Raw genomic sequence first — 19,316 nt, forward strand, 5'->3', positions numbered from 1 at the left:
AATCTCCATTTTTTCACAAGTTTTTACTCTAAATTAAAAAAGCGAACTAACATCAATTATAAGAGCCACTTTTCCATCACCCAAAATTGCTCCACCGGAAACACCTTTAACACCTTTTAGCATTCCTCCCAGTGTTTTAATAACAATTTCTTGTTGCCCAATAAGATTATCTACCAATAAACCAACTTCCATTCCACCCCTTTCAATTACAATGATGGTTTTCATCGGAAGTGTGTCTAATTCTTTATCTTTTTCATTTTGGTTTTTGAATTGGACCAATTCACGGAGTCTCACAATGGACACAATTTTACCAAGGATAGTAATAACTTCCTTATTTTTAATCGTCCGAATTTCCTCTTCATGAATTACAATTGTGCGAACGACATTATTAATGGGAATTGCATAGGTTTCTTCATGATCGAACTGTTTAGCACCCAAACTCACCAGAAGAGATTTGATTATTGCAACCGTCAACGGCAATTTCAATCGAAAAGTAGATCCTTTGCCCATTTTGGACTCAACATCTACAATACCACCTAACGCTTCAATTTTTTGCTTGACAACACCTAACCCCACACCCCTGCCACTAATTTCAGATAACTTGTCGGCCGTACTGATCCCCCCCCCTAATAATAAACGTTTGGAGTCGTAATCCGTCATCTTTTCCGCATCTTCAGCGGTAATTAAGTGTTTTTCGAGCGCTTTTTCTTTGATTTTGTTAAAATCAATTCCTTTCCCATCATCAGAAATTTCAATAACAACGTAATTTTTATCCCGATACGCAAGCAATTTCAAGGAAGCGATCTGATTCTTTCCAATCTTTTCACGTTCATCAGGCATTTCAATTCCATGATCAATTGAATTGCGCAGTAAATGAACAATAGGGTCTCCAATTTGATCAATAATTGTTCGATCTAATTCAATATCTCGCCCTTCCATGGAAAAATCAATCAACTTCCCTAAAGACTTGGTTAAATCGCGTACCATGCGAGGAAAACGATCAAAAATATGAGAGACTGGAATCATTCGCATTTGTAGTACTTCTTCCTGCAAATCGAAGGTAATCCTATTGATTAAATTTAAAGTTTCATTTAATTCAGCAATATTATAAGTTTGAGCGACTTTGTCTAATCGGATTTTGGAAATCAATAATTCCCCAGTCATATTCATGAGGTTATCAAGATGTTTGATGGAGACCTTTACATTTTGAACGGAAAAATCTTTATCTTTCGACGTTTTATTGGATTTATTCTTCTTTTCTACAGCCGTTTCCGAAGATAACGATTTCTTCAACAATAATATATCAACTGTCTCAACAGCTGCCACACTTTCAATATCTTGCTGCAAATATTTGATTTTTTTATCATTATCAATGAACACAATAATACTAAATTCCGTCCCAAAGTTTTCTTCCTTGAGATCCGCTTCATCCGGAATCATTCGATAGATTGTGCCAAAATCTTTCACCTTTTTAACACACAAATAGGCTCGAGCATATTTCATCTCTGTTTTTTCAAATAACTTGATCTGAACCAGATAAACTGACTTGTTTTCTTGGGTTATTTTATTAATTGCTACAATATCCTCATCTATCAACATCAATTCATCCGCAAACTGATCGAGCAATTCTTCAGTACTATTAATTTGCGGTATTGTGTCGAGCGCCTCAAAGTTGCTTGATATCTCTTCAACCTCGCCTTCCCCTTTTGATTCGGATATTAATGGTTCATCATCAGTATTTTCATCACCATTTTTTTCAGAATCATGTTTACTCGAAAGCTTGTTGATATAGGCATCGAGTTTGTTTAAAATGCCACTATAATCGACACTCGATTCATCACCATTCTCAATTTCCCCAATCGAATTGTCAAGAACATCCCGACATTCAAACAGCAGACTCGTCGTCTCTAAATCTGCCAGATGCCCTTGATTTTTAATAATATCCATAATATTTTCCATTTGATGGGTAAGGTGTGCAAAATCATTAAAACCCATTGTGGCCGCCATACCTTTCATCGTATGCGCCGTACGGAACATATCTTCTACATATTGCAGGTTCCCAGGATCTTTTTCCAAGGCAAGAATCTGTCTATCCAATTCCTCTAACCGATCCTTACTTTCTTCCAGAAAAAGGTCTTTATATTTGTCCATATTTTGTCCCATATTCGTGCATCCTCTCTTCCATCAATGCCTACCAAAAAATATCCTGAATCTAATGCAAAACTTTATTTACCGCTTCCAACACTCGTGCAGGTTTGAAGGGTTTGATCACAAATTCTTTCGCCCCGGCTTCGATGGCCTCAACCAACAATCCTTGCTGCCCTAAGGCCGAACACATGATTATTTTGGCATCCGGATCATACGCAATTATTTGTTTAACTGCCTCGATCCCATTATCCCCCGGCATCACGACGTCCATGGTAACGAGCGAAGGACTCAATTCTTTATATTTTGCAACGGCTTCGGCTGTATTCTCTGCCTCTCCCGCCACTTCAAAGCCATTAGAGACCAGAATATTTTTAATCATCATTCGCATGAATTTGGCATCATCTACGATTAAGACTGTCTTTCCCATTGTAATTTTCACCATGTCATATATTCGGCAAAGGAGACCAACTGAATGACTCCAATCCCCCCAGTATTTAAAAACACATGAGATCGAGTCGGGTCCAAATTTCCGAAATATAATCAAGTATTAAGGAAGATTAATTCAACGACAGTTTAAGAATGTGGTTTTAGAAAGGTTTTGAAAAGGTTATCAAAAATATTGTAAAAGTTTTGAAAAAAAACTAAATATCAAGTTTATTGAGAATGATCAATAATAATTTCAGGATGGTTTTCTTTGAGATAGTCAAGAATAGTTGAAACCATGGTGGCTTTTTTCATTTTTTTAGTCAAAGAGAGATTCTTATATTCATTGAATTGGGCGATAATTTTAGCTTTGGTTAATGAATTCACATATTTTTCATAATGTCTAACTAATTCATCGGTCAATTCTGGTGAAGGTTGTGTATTTTCGTTTACTTGATTAGCCGAAGCGGCATTCTTCTTAGAGTCAACAGCAGCAATTAGAGCAGCAACATCATCATTGTTGATAGTTGTATCATCTGGAGCATCCAACAGATCAGCAGTCGCATCAACTGCAGATTCGTTATCGCTTTCAGCAGCTGCAATAAGGGCAGCAACATCATCATCAATATCATCTGATGGAGATGTTATATCTCCAGAAGAGTCTAGGAGTTTATCATCGGCAGGCGCTGAAATTTCATTCCCATCTTCATCAACATACACATATTCCACACCGTCTTCTTCCGGTAATTCTTCCCCTTCCTCAAGATAAACAACTTCCTCTTCTTCAGAAGATTTTTGGAGATTTATCCCAAGTTCTTCTTGGATTTCCCGTAGGGCAAGTTTACGGATCATCGCTTTTTCTTTTTCTAAGTATTTTTCTTTCGACATGGTAGTATTAGAAGAATAATTCATAGAAGAAAAAGCAGGATTACCTTCTTCAGCAATTATCGCCTGTGAAGCAGCAAGACGTCGATTTTCAGTTTGTTTCTCTTTGTCACCCCGATTTTTATCGAGAAAGGACTTTATTTCGTGTTCTCTTCCAAAAAGCATCCCTAAATCTTCCAATTCATCCCCGGAAAATATTTTACCGAGATCCAATAAGATGATTAATCGTTCTCCTTCTTCTAAATTTCCTACTCCAAGCAGATATTCTTGCTCAATTTCTAAGGACAGAAGATTATCTGGAACAGGCTCGATCTTCGTGAAGGGTAGGCTTAAAACTTCAGAAACATTATCAACAATCATACCTAGTAAGAAAGGTTGGAAATCTAATACAATGATTCGCATATTTTCTTCATTAACGGTATTAAGCGGTAAGTTAAATCGTTTTCTTAAATCAACTACCACTAACGGTTGCCCTCTATAATTAATAATTCCTTCAATGAATTTAGCAGCATAAGGTATGTTAGTAATATTTTGCATCCTAAGAATCGAATCTATCTTCTTTATATCAATTCCAAACTCTTCGGAGCTTAATTCAAATACAACCAATTTAATTGAATCAGAATATATCGATTGCGCCATCAAAATTTCACATATAAAAAACATTTACGTGCGGTTAATAAACTTGGTTTAAGAAATATTTTCAAAAATAGTGTAATAAAATAAAGATGAAAAATGAAGTAGAAAAAAAAATGGAATCGATTTTTTTTAATAAATAATCAGCACAACACCAATAATTGTGAGAAGAACTCCAAGAAATCCCCACGAAGAGATTTTTTCTTTATTGAAAATATAGGTTAAGGGCAGAGAAAACAATGGATTGGCACTGGCAATTAAAGCCATAGTTGTTGCACCAGCAATTCGTGTAGCTTCCATGTATAAATATGCACCAAGACTCGTTCCAATTAACGCAGCAAGAATTAGCCATACCCAAGATTCACTGGTTTTATTTTTAAGAGGATGCTTATCTTCTTTATATAACATGAAGAGCAAAATGACCAAAACGGCAGGAAATCGAATTGCACTGCCGGCAATGGAACTCATGGAACCAAGGTTTAGTAAGGCATTAATTTCATTGGTTGCATAATTAACCATCACTAAGGCAATAGCCCATCCCAAGGATGCAATTAATCCAAAAAGAACGGCAATATAATGTTTCGAAGAATCTTTTTGGAGGTTTTGATTAAAATCGGAGGTAAATTCCAGATCATCTTCACTTCTATCTTCTACTTTTCCATTAATATCTTCATCAGTGATTTCTTTGACACTATCTTTAATTTCATCCTTAAATTTATATTTTCCAATGATCATTACTCCGATTCCAATCAAAATAAGAGAAAGAACGAATTTAATCTCAAATTCTTGATCTAAAAAGATCATAGATAGGAGGAAGGTAAATAGTGGAAAAGTCATTGACACAGCCATGGCTTTTGTTGCACCTAAATGTTTTTGGGCTGTAAAATACGATGTATCCCCAATTACTTGCCCAAAAATGAAACTTACAATCAAGATAACCCACAATATAGGAGGAATCGCAAAAATATCTGCAAAAATTCCAAATATGAGTGCCATAATGAAAAAAGTGATTGTTCCAAGTAAAGTGCGAAATGTATTAATAAACTTGGGAGAAGCTTCATGTTCTGTTTTTCTAAACAACACATTGGAGATGACAAATGAAAGATTTGCGAGTATTGAAATTAGCACTCCATTCATGATAAGGAAAATATTACAAAGGTAATAAATATCTTCAATTCTTAAAATACAAAGGGATTGAGCTAACCATGCGCCAATGGAAATTTACGGTTGCCTTTGCAAATCACTTTGCAAAACTAAATGAAAAGGAGCCGAGGGAAAAACTAGCAGTTTTCGTGGTAGAAAGTTGTAAAATTGGGTGAACATCGGGAGATTTTTTTCCCTTTGAAGTGGCGATTGCGTCACTTTCGAGGGGAATGGAGGATAATTCATTAGAACAGTTGTCAGATGGAGAAATGCAAAGAAGGATACCATTATTTGTTGAAAAGAACATCATTGACACCCTGCCAGATGTAGTGATCATCGATCATGTCTCAACAGACAAACTTGAATTCTCCTTTATCCCTCCTCTTCCAAAACGACTCAAAGACTACAATTTTATCCAATAAAGGAAATAAATCTAAATTAGGTCTTAAATCAAATGAAAATATGAAAATAAACACTTGAAGAGTGATTTCATAGAAGATGAATATTGCATATAATGACCTTCTTTTCTTTTTTTTTTGTTCCATCAAGATTTTTAGAAGGGAATTCTAATAACAACGTAAGGGAATTCTAATGAAAAAATTACGAGAAAATGATTTTTCAGAAATAATTACACATTATCGGAACATACCCGAGATGCATATGAATCCTTTTGTAAGTGCTCAAGGGATTGTTAAAGATTTTGACTTAGGGGATTATTTAATTCGAGCCATAGATCATTTAGATTTAGAAATTGCCGAACATGAATATGTGGCAATAATTGGAGCTTCTGGAGCAGGAAAAACATCGCTTTTACATATTTTAGGAGGTTTAGATAAACCTACTGATGGTAAGGTCTATCTTAGCCACATTGATATAACTCCAATGGAAGAAGAAACTTTAGCGACCTTCCGTATATTTAGTGTAGGGTTAGTCTTTCAAAATTACAATCTTATTTCTTCTTTAACAGCACAAGAAAATATTATGTTTCCAATGCAATTATGTGGGATTTCCCATGAAGAGTGTGAAAAGCGTGCCTCGGAACTTTTAAAACAAATTGGATTGGAAGAACGAGCAGAACACCTCCCATTCCAACTAAGTGCAGGAGAACAGCAAAGAATTGCAATTGCGCGGGCTTTAGCTAATGATCCCCCAGTAATAATCGCCGATGAACCCACAGCCAATTTGGATAAAAAAAATGCGGAGTTTATAGGTACATTATTTGAACAATTTCGAAAGGAAGGAAAAACCATTATTTTGGCCACCCATGATGAAAAACTTTTCAAACATGCGCACCGTATTTTAGAAATGGATGACGGTAAAATAATTTCAGATAAACGTATCCACGAAATTGACTTTGTTGATAATGATAAGCTCGAGAGTTCATCGATTGAGGATTCCGACGAACAATCAATCCAAAACGAGGAATAAACCATGTCTTTTAACTTTGCAATAAAGGATTTGTATTTTTACAAATCCCAATCCAAATCTTACATGAAGATAAACATCGCAATAATTGCCCTAGCGATCTTTTTTGTAAATATCATTCCCAGTTTAGGTTTATTATTTTTACCCGAACGAATAAACACTTTCACTTACACGATCGTTGAGATTTTTACGCAATACAATTTATTTTTAATAATTCTCACCTTACTCTTAACCATTTTTATCATCATTACCAATAATCATGCCTTAATTCAAACTCGCAAAAAGGATATTGCAGTAATGAAGGCAGTGGGAACTTATCCGAGACAGCTGTATAGTTTCTATCTTTCAGAGCTTTTATTAATTCTGATGTTTACAGTCTTAGTTGGTTTTATAGTGGGTTTTGTTGTTTTTCTTGGTTTTTTCTTGATATTTAATCAAAATTTTCCCACAGCTCTTTGGCTTCCGGATACGTTTTTGGGACCAAGTTTAATCATTGGAATTTTATTCTTTTCTTATTTTATTAATGGATATGAGATCAGAAAAATTGGAAGAAAATCATATAATGCAACCAAAACGGGAAAAATTAGCGAATCCATCCATGCAAAGCTCGGTCCAAACCTAAAAAAATGGTTAAATAATAGATCGATCAATTTAACTATGGCTATCAAAAACCTTATGAGAAAAAAATATTTGGTTCGTGAGTATATTGTGATGATTGCTATAGCAGGAATGGTGATGTTTACTGGGATCATCGGTGTGCTCGTATTAAGCAATTCTGGATCAGCTTACGTTGAAAGTGCACAGGGGAGAAATATCATTATAATTGGAGCAGAACCGGTTGTTGATTCAATTGATCAAGGATACCAAAAATTTACCGATAATTCAATAGAACCCCTCATTATGGGAAATTACACCGATGAAGAATACAATTTAACTGCATACACATCGGAATTTGAGTCTACAATACAAACCTATAATTTGAATAAATGGGAATCAAGGTTATATTCTGTGCAGACCGTTTATGAACATCAAGGTTTTGCCATCGTAAACACGGAAACAACGAATGTATCTCTGCAATATAAATTAATTGGGGATGGAAATCATAGTCTAACCATTCCTGTGCAAGGGGTAGTCTTTGGTTCCACAGTGCAAAATTGGTACCATAATGGGGCGCTAATTAATTTCTTATCGGGAGCAGCAGTAGGCGATTCATTAGCCGGAGAACAATTTGAATCGGCTTTGAATCAAGATATTTCGGTTTACAATAATGAAACTGATATGAAAAGCGTTCATAAAATAAATGCAATTGTGATTGATCCGTTAAATAATGGGAACTCCGCATATTTCAACATCCTTGATTTACAAGAAGATCTTGGGAAAGCAAACTATACTAACTTGCTCTTCTTAGATTATTCAACCATTGCTGATGATAGTGAAAAAGTCAGTGAGCTCATTTCTGATCTGGAAGCAAGTGTTCTTGCCTATTTTGGAGATGGGTTTGTTGTTCGAAATTTTTCCCAACAATTTAGACAAAATTTGGACAACATTCATTCAGCCGAAACGATTACCTTAGGAATTAGTGTCATTATGGGGATTTTGATCTTATATATTCTCCATCACTACCAAAAAGCACGAGTTGAAGAAGATCAAAAGGATTTGATCATAATTAAAGCTCTCGGAGCAAAACGGACAGATATTAGAAATTCCGCATTTTTAGAACAGTGTGGTATGATCATTCTAGGGTTACTACTAGCGTTGATGGGTGCTATGATCATTTTAATATTTTTCCTCATGGAAGAGAGTGAACTTCCATCAATATTAGTGCCTTTAGGGATGTTCTTTGGGATATTATGTGTTTTATTAATTAGTTCATTCATTACAACTCATATAACAATTAAAAAGAACCATAAAAAACTCGCAACTTTGGAATTATAAATTTTTTTTTATTTCATTTTATTTCTTCGTTTTGCGCGGTCCAATCAAGGCAGTTACTAATTGCGGAATATCACGCAATTTCAACATTGTCTGGGGTGGAACTCGAAGTGATTTTCCAATTTTTTGAATTGATAAAAGAGCATAAATAATCCCTTCGAGATAATCGATAATATCGCCAGGAAACATGCGAACTTCATATTCATCTTGAAAAGTATCTACAATTTCAGAGATACTCATCCCAGAAAGGCGATAATCAAAAATAAATCCTTCAACATTACGTTTCCCACAATCACAATAAGGATTATCATCACAGGCACAGTTAAATATATCTTCCGACCAGGCCATGATGACATTATATAACCGGCGATTGATCCTTCCATGTTTTTTCTTTCCCAAGTGATCTGCACTGATCATGGAGAGGACGGAAGTTGAAAAGAAATTGTTGGATCGGGATTGTTTTTCATTTTTCATGCTTAATTCTGCGAGAATTCGGTTGGTAACGTAAACATTATTAAATTTATCAAGATGTTGAGCAATAACTAACATATCGGGAGCAGGTACAGTTTCTGAAACTGGAACAAGTAATTTTTTGCGAATTTCCAAAGCTTGTTCCAATGAAAAAAATGATTCTGCAGTCGCTTGACCAAATCGTGTTGTTCGATATTCCGTATTATTATTGATAGCCTTGATAAATCGATTAGAATGTAAAAATATCAAAGCTTGATGAAGATCAAAGTCACCATTGTACATCATAGCATGAAAATATTGTAAATTCTCTTTTGAAATCCCATGTTCTTGATCTCTTTGGGAGGAATACATTGCGATAATTGCCAAAACTTCCAAAAACATTCTATCTTCATTTGGTTCAAGTTTTAATGGTTCAATTTTGCCCTTAAGTAATTTTAAAGCGAGTTGCTCTTCCGTATCACTTTGATTCCCGGCATTCGTTTTTCCGGGCGATACAAGAAGATATACTGTTCCTTTGTCATGTTTTTTCAACCTACCAGCCCTTCCAGACATTTGTTCAAATTCTGCAACCGTTAGTTGTTGAATTCCCATGATTAGATTAAAGAAAATGACATTACTTGCAGGAAAATCCACCCCCGCAGCAAGAGCGGCCGTAGTAACAACACAAGCAATTTTTTGCATTTCAAAACTTTTTTCGACAAATTTCCGTTGCCCATACTCTAAGCCTCCATGATAGGCGTAAGCGGGAACATGGTTCGCACGCAAAAAATCTGCAAATTTTTCGGTGTTTTTACGAGAGTTTGTGAAAACTATGGTTTGACCTCTGAATCCAAAGGACGAACGGGTTTTATATTCTTCCCGAATAATATTTCGCATATTCTTCATTTTTGCATTTTCATCGATACACATTACTAAATGACGTTCGAGTTCGACCGGTCTGTCTGTATAATGAACTAAAGCAGCCCGTAAATGCTTAGCTAAGCCTTTTGGATCCGAAATTGTTGCACTCAAGTAGAGAAATTGAGCTTTTGGTAAATAAAGACGAAGACGAGCGATCATCCCATCCAGAATAAAACCTCGTTCAGCATCAGCAAGCATTTGAATCTCATCGATAACAATGGTTCTAAAATCCCTAAGAAGATGGGGATGAGAACTCCTTAGAAGAATGTCAATCGCTTCATATGTGGCAATAACAACATCAGCTTTTCCAAATTGACCAAATTCATCTTTGACATTCGATTTCCGAGAAATGTGTGACACCCCTACTTTTAAAGCAGAATTAACCCCATATTTTTTAAATTCTGCATATTCTCTGTGACGCATATTTGCCAAAGCCACAATTGGAACGACATAGAGCATGCGAGTCCGAGTACGGGTATTTTTCAATTTTTCAAGATACGATTCTTGCTCTTTTGTTAATTTTTGTTCGATTTTTGAGTCAAATAAGGTATCCTTGGAGTCAAATGGATTGGAAATCCCTTCTTGTTTTAAAAATTTTATTTTATCTTCCAAAATTTTCGAAATACCTGCAAGTTCTCCAATCATGGTTTTTCCTGAAGAGGTGGCAGAGACCACAAGTTCATCTTGCCGTTCTAATAATCCATTTTCAAGAGCCATGATTTGGGCAGGAAGTAAAGAAGTACGATGTTTTTCTTGATAGTATAATTTTAGGGGAGCAGGTAATGAAAAATCATAAATACTTTGTGGTTTTTGGGGGGATTGTTTAATTTTTTTCTTTTTAACTCCGACGAGCGTTGCTTCTCGATGATCAAGGATATTGAAATTTGGATTAAAGACATTAATCACTTTTACTACATCACGATAATTTAATAATAAATCGCGCAAATAGGTTTTTAAAGAGGAAGATACATCAATCTTCTGCTTTAAACTTGCAATCACTTCTTTTCCTGCACATCGCTTACATACATAAAACGCTTGATTTTTATAGCGTGTTTTTTCATCAATTAATGTATATTTTTTATCTTGCTTGCAAGAATGGCAAAAGAGATAATTGCGAATTTCAGAGTATTGAATTGAACTGCAATAATCATAAATTGGCTGAAGCACTTTCAAATATTCATCCATTTGATGTTGTTGAACTTCATGGGCGTCAGTTTCCACTACTTGATATTTCTCCAAATTATGTCCTTGGGGTTTGTTCAAATGATTCCCTGCAATAATGAAGGTAGCATTTAAAATAAAATTACGAAACTCGGTAGGATCGATTGGTTTTAATTGATTCTCAACATTTCTTGCTTTTAAATTACGTTTCCAAAATTTGAAGGGAATAAGAGTTTCTTTTTCAGGCTCTTTATCAAATAACACAAGTCCTGTGAAAAAAGGGCGATCTAAATAGCGAATTTCTCCATAGAAAATATCATCTTTAATCAGTTCAAAACAAATGACATCGAAGAAGGGTTTTTTAGGATGCTCTTCATCTTTATCAAGAATAATAAAATATTTTTTTCGTTGGAGAATACCAGATAGTGAAGGACTCATATATAAAAAAAACTAATATCCCATGATTTTTCTCTTTTATCATTACTTCTTGGATCAGAGATTGCTTCAATTCAATCAGAATCTTTGCTTCATTCCACACAGTATGGTTTAAACACATCCACATCCAAGGATGTCTCATTGAAAAAGTTAAAATTTTCTTGGAAATAGTGTTTAACACGAAAAAAAACTAACGTTATAAGACATAAACTGTATCAAACTTAAAAAAAAGGGTTTAAAATCCAAACGCAGATTTTATATCACGATATATTTGAGCAATTTGTTGCAATTTAGCATCATCATTCATGGCGGATTCTATCCAGCCAGCACAACCACCATCTTTTACCCAGTTTAAAAATATTTCTGCACTTTGCCGATCTTCACTCATTCAAATCACTATGTAATTAATAGGTTTTTTTCTTAAAAAAGGTTGATTTCTCGTTTTTTTCCTAAAAATAGTCGGAATTTTTTTAATGAAAAATAACGATAGATAAAGTACTGAAAAAGTGTATTAATATGAGTCCAGTAACTATTAAATCAGCGAATCCAGATGATATTTGGGATAGATGGAAAAAGAAGGCCGTAAAATCTCAAAAATTAGAGAAGCATTATGGAGTTAAAGGGGCAGTTTTTAATTTAGATAATATAACGGCTGCAGAATTTGTTAAGGGAGTAACCAAAGCAGCAATTGTATTTTTTGAAAAGAGTTATGAAGTAAAAGTACAAAACATTGCGCCTAAAAAAGAGAAAGGAGACGTTAGAGATATTGAAAAAATGAAATTTTATCAATTTAAGTCCAATCCTGTTAAAACCGAGTGGAAAGGAGATGAAGAAGTTCCTTTTGCAGCAACCTTAACAAAAGAAAATTGTTCTAAATGTACTGGGAAGGGTGGTGTTGTTTGTAAGAAATGCAATGGTACTAAATTAGTAATATGCCCAGATTGTAACAACAAGGCAAAATCATGCAAATCATGTGAAGGAACAGGAAAATACATGATTGAGGTAAAAGTTTTGGATGAAAAAAATAATAAAACCACCAAAAAAATAGAGGTCAAATGTAATGAGTGTTATGGAACTGGAAAGCTTACTTGCACCCGGTGTGGAGGAATGGGAAAAATAGCTTGCAAAAATTGTAATACAACTGGTTTCAATTCATGCTCAGAGTGTCGTGGACACGGAAGCTTATTTACCTATCAAATAAAGCCTGTACCATTTAAACATGAATCTTCTGCAGAACCTATCTTACTCTCTTCCATTAAATTATCCGGTTTGGAGAAAGAACTCGGAAAAGAGATCCAGAAAACGATAGAGCAAGTAGAAGGTATTCTCATTCGAAATCCTGAGAAAGAATTGGATCAAAAATTCATAGAACCAAATTTAGGGTATTATTCAAAAGAAATTGGAAAAATCAGCAAAGAAGCAGCTAAAGAAATTAAGAATTCAAAAAAAAATAAAGACATCAAAATCAAGATGCCTTTATTCCTTTTCCCTGTATTGGCTTTAGACTGTGAAACTAAAAAAGGAAAGAAATTCCAAGTCTATTCCATCGGTTCTGATAATAAGTTCCAAGTATTTGGCAGAATATAAGCAAATCGAACCATTTTTTTTTGTAATTTTCGGAGTGAACAATATGAAGCAAGGCCTTCAAGACATAAAAGGTAATGGAAGTAAAGATATTAAGGATTGGGTTTTGATTTTGTCCCTTGCTTTTTTGATGGGTATTATTGGAGGTTTTTCGGCAGTATTATTACGATTTCTGATTGAAACAATTACAATATTTTTCTTGGAGATCATTTTACCAATAATTTCTTTCTATATTGGCAGTTTTAACATAGGTTATATGTTTTTACCCGCTATAGGAGGGTTACTAGTTGGAATAATTATTCATTTTCGTGCCAAGGAAACGAAAGGATCTGGAATACCATACTTATTGGGACGAATGGCTTTAAAGGAGGCTCATATAAAACCTCAAACGGGTTTGTATAAAACCATCGTTTCTTCTTTAACCATTGGTTCTGGAGGAAATGCGGGGCGAGAAGGCCCAATCGCATTGATTGCAGCCTCGTTTGGATCATTTTTTGGAAAAAAATTAAAGCTAAAGATACAAGATAAGCGTTTAATTATGACTTGCGGTTTAGCGGCAGGCATTGCGGGATCATTTAATGCACCTCTCGGAGGAGCACTCTTTGGACTCGAAATTCTATATCAAGGAGTCTCAATCATTGGAAGCATTCCGGTTTTTTTAGCCGCTGTAATTGGATCTATTGTAGCAGGAACAATTTATGGTATTGATCCAACTTTTAATATCAATTTTACATTTGAAGCAATAAAGCCAATAGAATATCCATTTCTTTTGATTTTTGCTGTTTTAATTGCATTTCTCGCTTTCTTTCGATTTAAAATCTACCAATTTATAGAAAAGAGTTATCAAAATATTATAATTCCAGATTTTCTAAAACCTGCGTTGGGTGGTTTAATTACTGGAATTATAATCATGTTTTTCCCCTCTTTTGGTTTTTATGGGATTGGGTTTGAGGGAATCCAAATGGCTTTAAGAAATGAATTCACTCTTCTTCTGCTATTACTTTTGGGTAGCCTTAAAATACTCGCCACAGCAAATACAATAGGATCTGGAGGTAGTGGAGGCATTTTTGCACCCCTTCTATACATCGGATGTATGTTTGGAGGGGCTTATGGAATATTTTTGCATTTACTATTTCCAAACCTCATCTCAAACCCATTAATTTATTGTTTACTTGGTTCTGCAGCCCTTTTTGCAGCTTCTGCGCAAGCACCTCTTAATATTAGCATAATGATCGCCGAAATGGCACATAATTTTGTATTATTGCCCCCTTTACTAATCACTTCTGTAATTAGTTTTTTAGTGGGACGAATGCTTTTCAAAGGGGCATCTATTTATACAATGAGTTTAGAACAAGACGGAATTATTCTAAAACCTGATACAATTTACCTACTAGAAAATTTACGAGTGCATGAGGTAATGTCTTCCAATTTAATTACAGTTTCACCCGAGTTGCCAATTCTCGAATTCGCTCAATTGAGTGCTCAGCATAATGATCTTAATCAATTTCCAGTTATGAATTTTGGGAAATTAGAAGGAATAGTATTCTTAGATGCGCTATATACAGTAGCGCATGAAGATTGGGATAAAATATCAGTAAAGGAAATAATGTCAAATGATATTGATGGAATTTCTTCAGATTCAACTTTGCAAACAGCTATTGATTTGATGCACCAAAAAAATGTGAGAGCGTTGCTTGTTACGGAAAAAATGGAGTATGAAAATAAAACAACAGAAATAATTTTAAAAGGACTCTTAACATTAAATGATATTGTTAGAGCTTGGGAACAAAAAAAATCAATAGGCAATACAAAGTAGGACGAAGTTATGGTAAACTTAAAATATGAACTTTTTGAAACTCCGGGGATAGTAAATACAAAAAAAACGCTTGAGCTTGCAGCAGAAAATGCAAAACAATTAGAAATAGATAAGATTATCATTGCTTCAACCATGGGCGATACGATTAAGGAAGAGCTTAATTTTTTTAATCCCAAAAGAACCCAGATCGTCTGTGTGACTCATAATTACGGTTTCAGAGAAGGAATTCATCAAACTTTTCCTGAAGAATTAAAAAAAGAGTTACATGAAAAGGGAGTAGAGGTCGTTTCAGGTACCCTCGCATTATCTGGTGTAGGAAGTGCATTGTTACGAAAATTCCAATATTTTGACATGACAACAATGTTCGCAAAACTCATACGAACTATAATCTGCGATGGATTAAAAGTGGGAATCGAGATTGCATTGATGGCAGTTGATGCAGGCAAAATAAGTATGGGCGAAGACATCCTTACAATTTCAGGAACAGGAAGAGGGGCCGATACTTGTTGTTATCTCCAAGCAGCTTCATCCCGTTTGTTCGAAAAATTGCGAGTGAAAGCAATTTTAGCAAAACCAAAGTAAAAAAGAAACTTGAAAATAGAAATTACTTTTTTTCTCGTCTCATATATGATAAAAACGTGTTTTCCATTAACATTGCAATCGTCATAGGCCCAACACCACCAGGAACGGGAGTAATTGCGCTACATTTAGAGAAAACGGAATCATAATCCACATCACCAACCAATATTCCATCGTCAGTTCTGTTAATCCCAGCATCGAGTAATACTACGCCTTCCTTAATCCTATCTTTCGTTATGAAATTAATTTTCCCAACACCCACTGCAATAATATCTGCACGTTTTAAATGAAAGTCCAAATCCCGCGTATGTGAATGACACACAGTAACTGTTGCACTTCTATTCAGAAACATCATCACAATGGGTTTCCCAATAACATTTGTCCGATTAACAATTACGACTTCTTGGCCATCTATAGGAATATTATTCTCTTCTAAAAGACGAATCATACCTTTTGGGGTGCAAGATCCATAAGTTTCATCCCCGAATGTATTTAGTCCAATACTATTAGGATGAAATCCATCAACATCCTTATCTGAGGCAATCATTTCCATCACTTTGGATTCATATTGTCGTAAGTGTTTTGGCAGAGGCATTTGCACTAAAATTCCATCAACAGTAGGATCTGAATTCAAAGATTCAATATGCTTGTAAAGTTTCTCAATTGAAATGTTTTCTGGAAATATTTTTTTAAAAGATCTAATTCCCACAGCATCACAGGTTTTATTTTTCATATTGACGTAAACTTGAGAAGCTTTATCGTTTCCGACTAAAACAGTTGCCAATCCAGGAGGACGATTGAATTTAGATAGATTTTCGGTGATTTTTTGTTTCAAATCAGCCATTAATTTTTCCTTGAGTTTTCTACCATCCAATATTAACGGTTCCATTAAGATCGAAAATTAAAGATGAAATTATACCTTTTCTATCAAGAGAATCATAAATTAATTTTAAAAATTATTAAAAAAAGTGGAAAAGAAATAGTTATTAGATTCGATTTTTATATTTATAAACTAAAATTCCAACAACTACAATTAATCCAATAGAACCAATCCAGATTGCAGCAATCACCCACCCATTGCTTTCTATTTCCCATTTCTCTTCATTCATAACAGCTGATCGACTATCACTGAATGCTTCAGAATCCAAAATTTGGATGGTGGAAACAGCATAATAGGAGAGTTTGGCAGAAGATGGTAAAGTTGATTGATCAGAGTAATCGGAAAAACCATAATCCAAAGGATTTTGTCGATCTAATACCCAAGATAATGTTTCTGGATGAGTCTCAGATCCAATTAAATCCAAAATACTGACACTGTAGAATGTAGCCATCAAAGAACTTTGCACATTAGTTGTAGTTAAAGAATATCCTCCATAATGACGAAGATTATCACTTTCAGAAATATAATTTGCTTCAACGTATGATGCAATAGCCGTTTTCATGGTATCATCCACCAAATCCATCTGTCCGAGAATATTCAAAGCATCAAGAGCAAAATAGGTATCAATTAAAGATTCAAACCCTGTTGGACTTCCTTTAAAGGCTCCTGTTGATGCATCATAACAACTGATCAAGAAATTTGCGATTTTGGTAGCGTCGGTAGTTGAAGGAAGAGCACTCATAGTATCGGTTAAATTAAAAAATTTAACTGCAAATGCTGTATCTATAACATTGGATTCAATTGACTCTCCCCCTGCAAAACCGTTATCGATGGATGATAGGAAATTCTCAATTTTTCCAAATGCACCATCAGTATTCAAGTCTTCAACTGATCCATTTGTCAATAATGCCCCTTCAAATGCATACACCATCTCAGGAATACGATTATTCCCTTCAATAAACAGATCAACTTTATCAGCGAACCAGTTTTTGGTAAGGGACAGGTCGGTACTTATTTTTTCGAATTCAGGATCAACAATACTCAGAACATACACATTCGAATAAGTGGTAAATTCAGTAATTTCTTCGGCAGTTCCATTAATCGTATCTGTAAATCCACCAGTTGGTGTCTGATTTTGGGCACAAAAATCTGCCAATAGTACTTTTCTAGGAGTTGCAGAAGAGAAATCCAACCCCAAAGCAGAAAGTGTAAAAATTAGCAATAGTAAACTCGTTAACATATTACGTCGTTTCATTTTAATAAAACCTTACTCAATAAAAGCTATATTTGGTCAAAAGAATGCCAAATTTATAAAAAAAATTTTGGGTCACCCGATTGTATTTTTGCTAGAAAACTACATGGATGGAATGATGTCGTGAAATTTGACGATCACTGAATCGGGATTTTTGGTAAATTGTTCATAAGTCACCATAAATTTTTTAAAACTCGGAAGAGCCCCTAAAATTGCAGCTCCCTTGAAAGAGGCATAAAAACGATCCTTTGGAGTAATTATTTTGATATCGTTCATCGTGGTATTTGTTTTTTTTTCTAACAACGTAATTAAATCATTAATTTCATCTTCTGACCCATATTCCCCTTCAACTTCACTAGCGATATTAGCAAGCTCATCATCATCAATTGAAGTTTTTTTTATCAGTTTTTTTTCCTTACGAGATAATTTATGATGAGATTCATCAAGGATTTCAATCTGATTTACTTCCAGACTAAATCCGCAATAAGGACAAAAGGAACTTTCGTTTAAAATAACGATTTCTCCACATTTGGGACAATTATCTTCCGTTTTTTGGTTAAGTATTTCAGATGGTCTCTCAACTTTTTCCTCTGCATCTTCGATTTTCGGTTCATCTTCTTCTGGTGGAAAGGGTCCCAATTGGGGGAGAATTTTTTGAATTTCATCTACTAATCTAGGAACTAAGCCTTGCAGATAGGATGATCCTCCAGAAAAGATTATTTTCTTCAATAAAGGACGCCAATAAAATGGATCTACTGCTCTTAATGAATCAATTACAGCTTGAGGTAATGCTGGTGAATTCAATCCAATTAAACCCGGGTTAAATAATATTTCCCCACTCATAATTACTGATTGAGAATTAATAGTTAAGGGTTCTCCATCTGGTAAAGTAAATATTACATTATTTGCGGGATCGACAGAATCAGAAGTGGGATTGAGGGATATTTTTAAAACTTTTTCTTTAATCTCACGCACAATTTCCTTTTTTATAAAAATACCATATTGTGTTAAAGCCGAAGCAAGTTGCTCTTCAACATCTATTCCCGCCAAATTCAACCTTTTAATGCTGGGAGCATAGATTTGACCATTCATGACTGGAGTTACATGGGTTAATCCACACCCCAATTCTATGGATAAACCAGTTGTTTCTCCTATTGAAAAGACCGCAGTTGTTGCAGAATCGAGCATAGCCACAGATTTGCACTTATGAGTTTCAAATAAGACTCGAGCAAAATATTGTGCAATGTCTGGGAGGGTTAATGGAGGAATCAAATAAATAACATTACAACGTGCAGGCGGAATTCGTAAAACATTATAAAAAATGTGATTTAAAATTGCGAAATACTGATCCCAATCCATCACATTCCCACGTTTTATTGGATAATCTAATTTGAGAACACCACGCATTCGAATAGTATCATTTCCGACATAGATATCTTGAGTTTGGCCGCCTGCCATCTGTTGATATTTGGGTTTGCCGGTCACGGTAGGAAAAATAGAACGAGGGGTTTCTTCACCTGCAAATCCTACTTTTGTCGAACCTTGACCAATATCGATTATTATTGTATATTCATTGCTCTCTTCATGTGTCTCTGTACTCATGTTTTCACACTTATCATTTTTCTTTGTAACGGGCTTTGTGTTAAAAA

Annotated in this window: 15 protein-coding genes; 6 read left to right on the top strand and 9 right to left on the bottom strand. The window is 34.8% G+C overall.

Translation table 11 applies throughout. The features are described 5' to 3' along the window. Positions 1 to 33: 33 nt before the first annotated feature. The 4 genes from NEF87_RS04865 to NEF87_RS04880 all read right to left on the bottom strand — a co-directional run bounded on the left by NEF87_RS04865 (position 34) and on the right by NEF87_RS04880 (position 5,226). Entirely contained in the window at positions 34 to 2,163 is a 2,130-nt protein-coding gene (locus NEF87_RS04865; protein WP_457918895.1) for a chemotaxis protein CheW, read from the bottom strand. Between the two features lie 49 nt (positions 2,164 to 2,212). Next, complete coding sequence (locus tag NEF87_RS04870) at positions 2,213 to 2,692, bottom strand: response regulator (RefSeq protein ID WP_457918896.1); 480 nt, start codon at positions 2,690 to 2,692, stop codon at positions 2,213 to 2,215. A gap of 110 nt (positions 2,693 to 2,802) precedes the next feature. Beyond that, entirely contained in the window at positions 2,803 to 4,095 is a 1,293-nt protein-coding gene (locus NEF87_RS04875) for a chemotaxis protein CheW (RefSeq protein WP_457918897.1), read from the bottom strand. Positions 4,096 to 4,221: 126 nt separating this feature from the next. After that, positions 4,222 to 5,226 carry a DMT family transporter gene (locus NEF87_RS04880; RefSeq protein WP_457918898.1) on the bottom strand — a complete coding sequence of 335 codons (1,005 nt, stop codon included), beginning with the start codon at positions 5,224 to 5,226 and terminating at the stop codon, positions 4,222 to 4,224. A 236-nt stretch (positions 5,227 to 5,462) separates the two neighbouring features. Here NEF87_RS04880 and NEF87_RS04885 point away from each other — a divergent pair, with 236 nt between their 5' ends. The 3 genes from NEF87_RS04885 to NEF87_RS04895 all read left to right on the top strand — a co-directional run bounded on the left by NEF87_RS04885 (position 5,463) and on the right by NEF87_RS04895 (position 8,592). Then, positions 5,463 to 5,654, top strand: coding sequence for a hypothetical protein (locus tag NEF87_RS04885; RefSeq protein ID WP_371805283.1), 192 nt, complete (start codon positions 5,463 to 5,465; stop codon positions 5,652 to 5,654). A 169-nt stretch (positions 5,655 to 5,823) separates the two neighbouring features. After that, positions 5,824 to 6,660, top strand: a complete 837-nt coding sequence (locus NEF87_RS04890) for an ABC transporter ATP-binding protein (RefSeq protein ID WP_457918899.1) — start codon at positions 5,824 to 5,826, stop codon at positions 6,658 to 6,660. 3 nt (positions 6,661 to 6,663) lie between these two features. Next, positions 6,664 to 8,592: an FtsX-like permease family protein gene (locus NEF87_RS04895; RefSeq protein WP_457918900.1), complete on the top strand. Its 1,929-nt coding sequence runs from the start codon at positions 6,664 to 6,666 to the stop codon at positions 8,590 to 8,592. An 18-nt stretch (positions 8,593 to 8,610) separates the two neighbouring features. Here the strand turns inward: NEF87_RS04895 and NEF87_RS04900 are convergent, their stop codons facing one another. Together NEF87_RS04900 and NEF87_RS04905 are read right to left on the bottom strand one after the other, a co-directional pair. Beyond that, positions 8,611 to 11,559, bottom strand: a complete 2,949-nt coding sequence (locus tag NEF87_RS04900) for a DUF5814 domain-containing protein (protein ID WP_457918901.1) — start codon at positions 11,557 to 11,559, stop codon at positions 8,611 to 8,613. Positions 11,560 to 11,791: 232 nt separating this feature from the next. After that, the gene (locus NEF87_RS04905; protein ID WP_371805287.1) at positions 11,792 to 11,944 is read right to left on the bottom strand and encodes a hypothetical protein; all 153 of its coding nucleotides are present in this window, start codon (positions 11,942 to 11,944) and stop codon (positions 11,792 to 11,794) included. 128 nt (positions 11,945 to 12,072) lie between these two features. Between NEF87_RS04905 and NEF87_RS04910 the strand changes: the two genes are divergently transcribed. Genes NEF87_RS04910 through NEF87_RS04920 form a run of 3 tightly spaced genes read left to right on the top strand, consistent with a single transcriptional unit; the run spans position 12,073 to position 15,538 of the window. After that, positions 12,073 to 13,143, top strand: coding sequence for a hypothetical protein (locus NEF87_RS04910; RefSeq protein ID WP_457918902.1), 1,071 nt, complete (start codon positions 12,073 to 12,075; stop codon positions 13,141 to 13,143). Between the two features lie 43 nt (positions 13,144 to 13,186). Continuing rightward, positions 13,187 to 14,956: a chloride channel protein gene (locus NEF87_RS04915; protein ID WP_457918903.1), complete on the top strand. Its 1,770-nt coding sequence runs from the start codon at positions 13,187 to 13,189 to the stop codon at positions 14,954 to 14,956. Between the two features lie 9 nt (positions 14,957 to 14,965). Continuing rightward, complete coding sequence (locus tag NEF87_RS04920) at positions 14,966 to 15,538, top strand: pyruvate kinase alpha/beta domain-containing protein (RefSeq protein WP_457918904.1); 573 nt, start codon at positions 14,966 to 14,968, stop codon at positions 15,536 to 15,538. 22 nt (positions 15,539 to 15,560) lie between these two features. Here the strand turns inward: NEF87_RS04920 and NEF87_RS04925 are convergent, their stop codons facing one another. The 3 genes from NEF87_RS04925 to NEF87_RS04935 form a co-directional block, all read right to left on the bottom strand. Next, positions 15,561 to 16,424, bottom strand: a complete 864-nt coding sequence (locus tag NEF87_RS04925; protein WP_457918905.1) for a bifunctional 5,10-methylenetetrahydrofolate dehydrogenase/5,10-methenyltetrahydrofolate cyclohydrolase — start codon at positions 16,422 to 16,424, stop codon at positions 15,561 to 15,563. Between the two features lie 97 nt (positions 16,425 to 16,521). Continuing rightward, positions 16,522 to 17,670: a prenyltransferase/squalene oxidase repeat-containing protein gene (locus tag NEF87_RS04930; protein WP_457918906.1), complete on the bottom strand. Its 1,149-nt coding sequence runs from the start codon at positions 17,668 to 17,670 to the stop codon at positions 16,522 to 16,524. A gap of 99 nt (positions 17,671 to 17,769) precedes the next feature. Next, on the bottom strand, positions 17,770 to 19,269 hold the full coding sequence (locus tag NEF87_RS04935; protein ID WP_457918907.1) for a hypothetical protein: 1,500 nt from the start codon (positions 19,267 to 19,269) through the stop codon (positions 17,770 to 17,772). Between the last annotated feature and the right edge of the window lie 47 nt (positions 19,270 to 19,316).

The organism is Candidatus Lokiarchaeum ossiferum (assembly GCA_025839675.1).
In the GTDB taxonomy this organism is placed as follows: Archaea; Asgardarchaeota; Lokiarchaeia; order Sigyniarchaeales; family Promethearchaeaceae; genus Lokiarchaeum; species Lokiarchaeum ossiferum.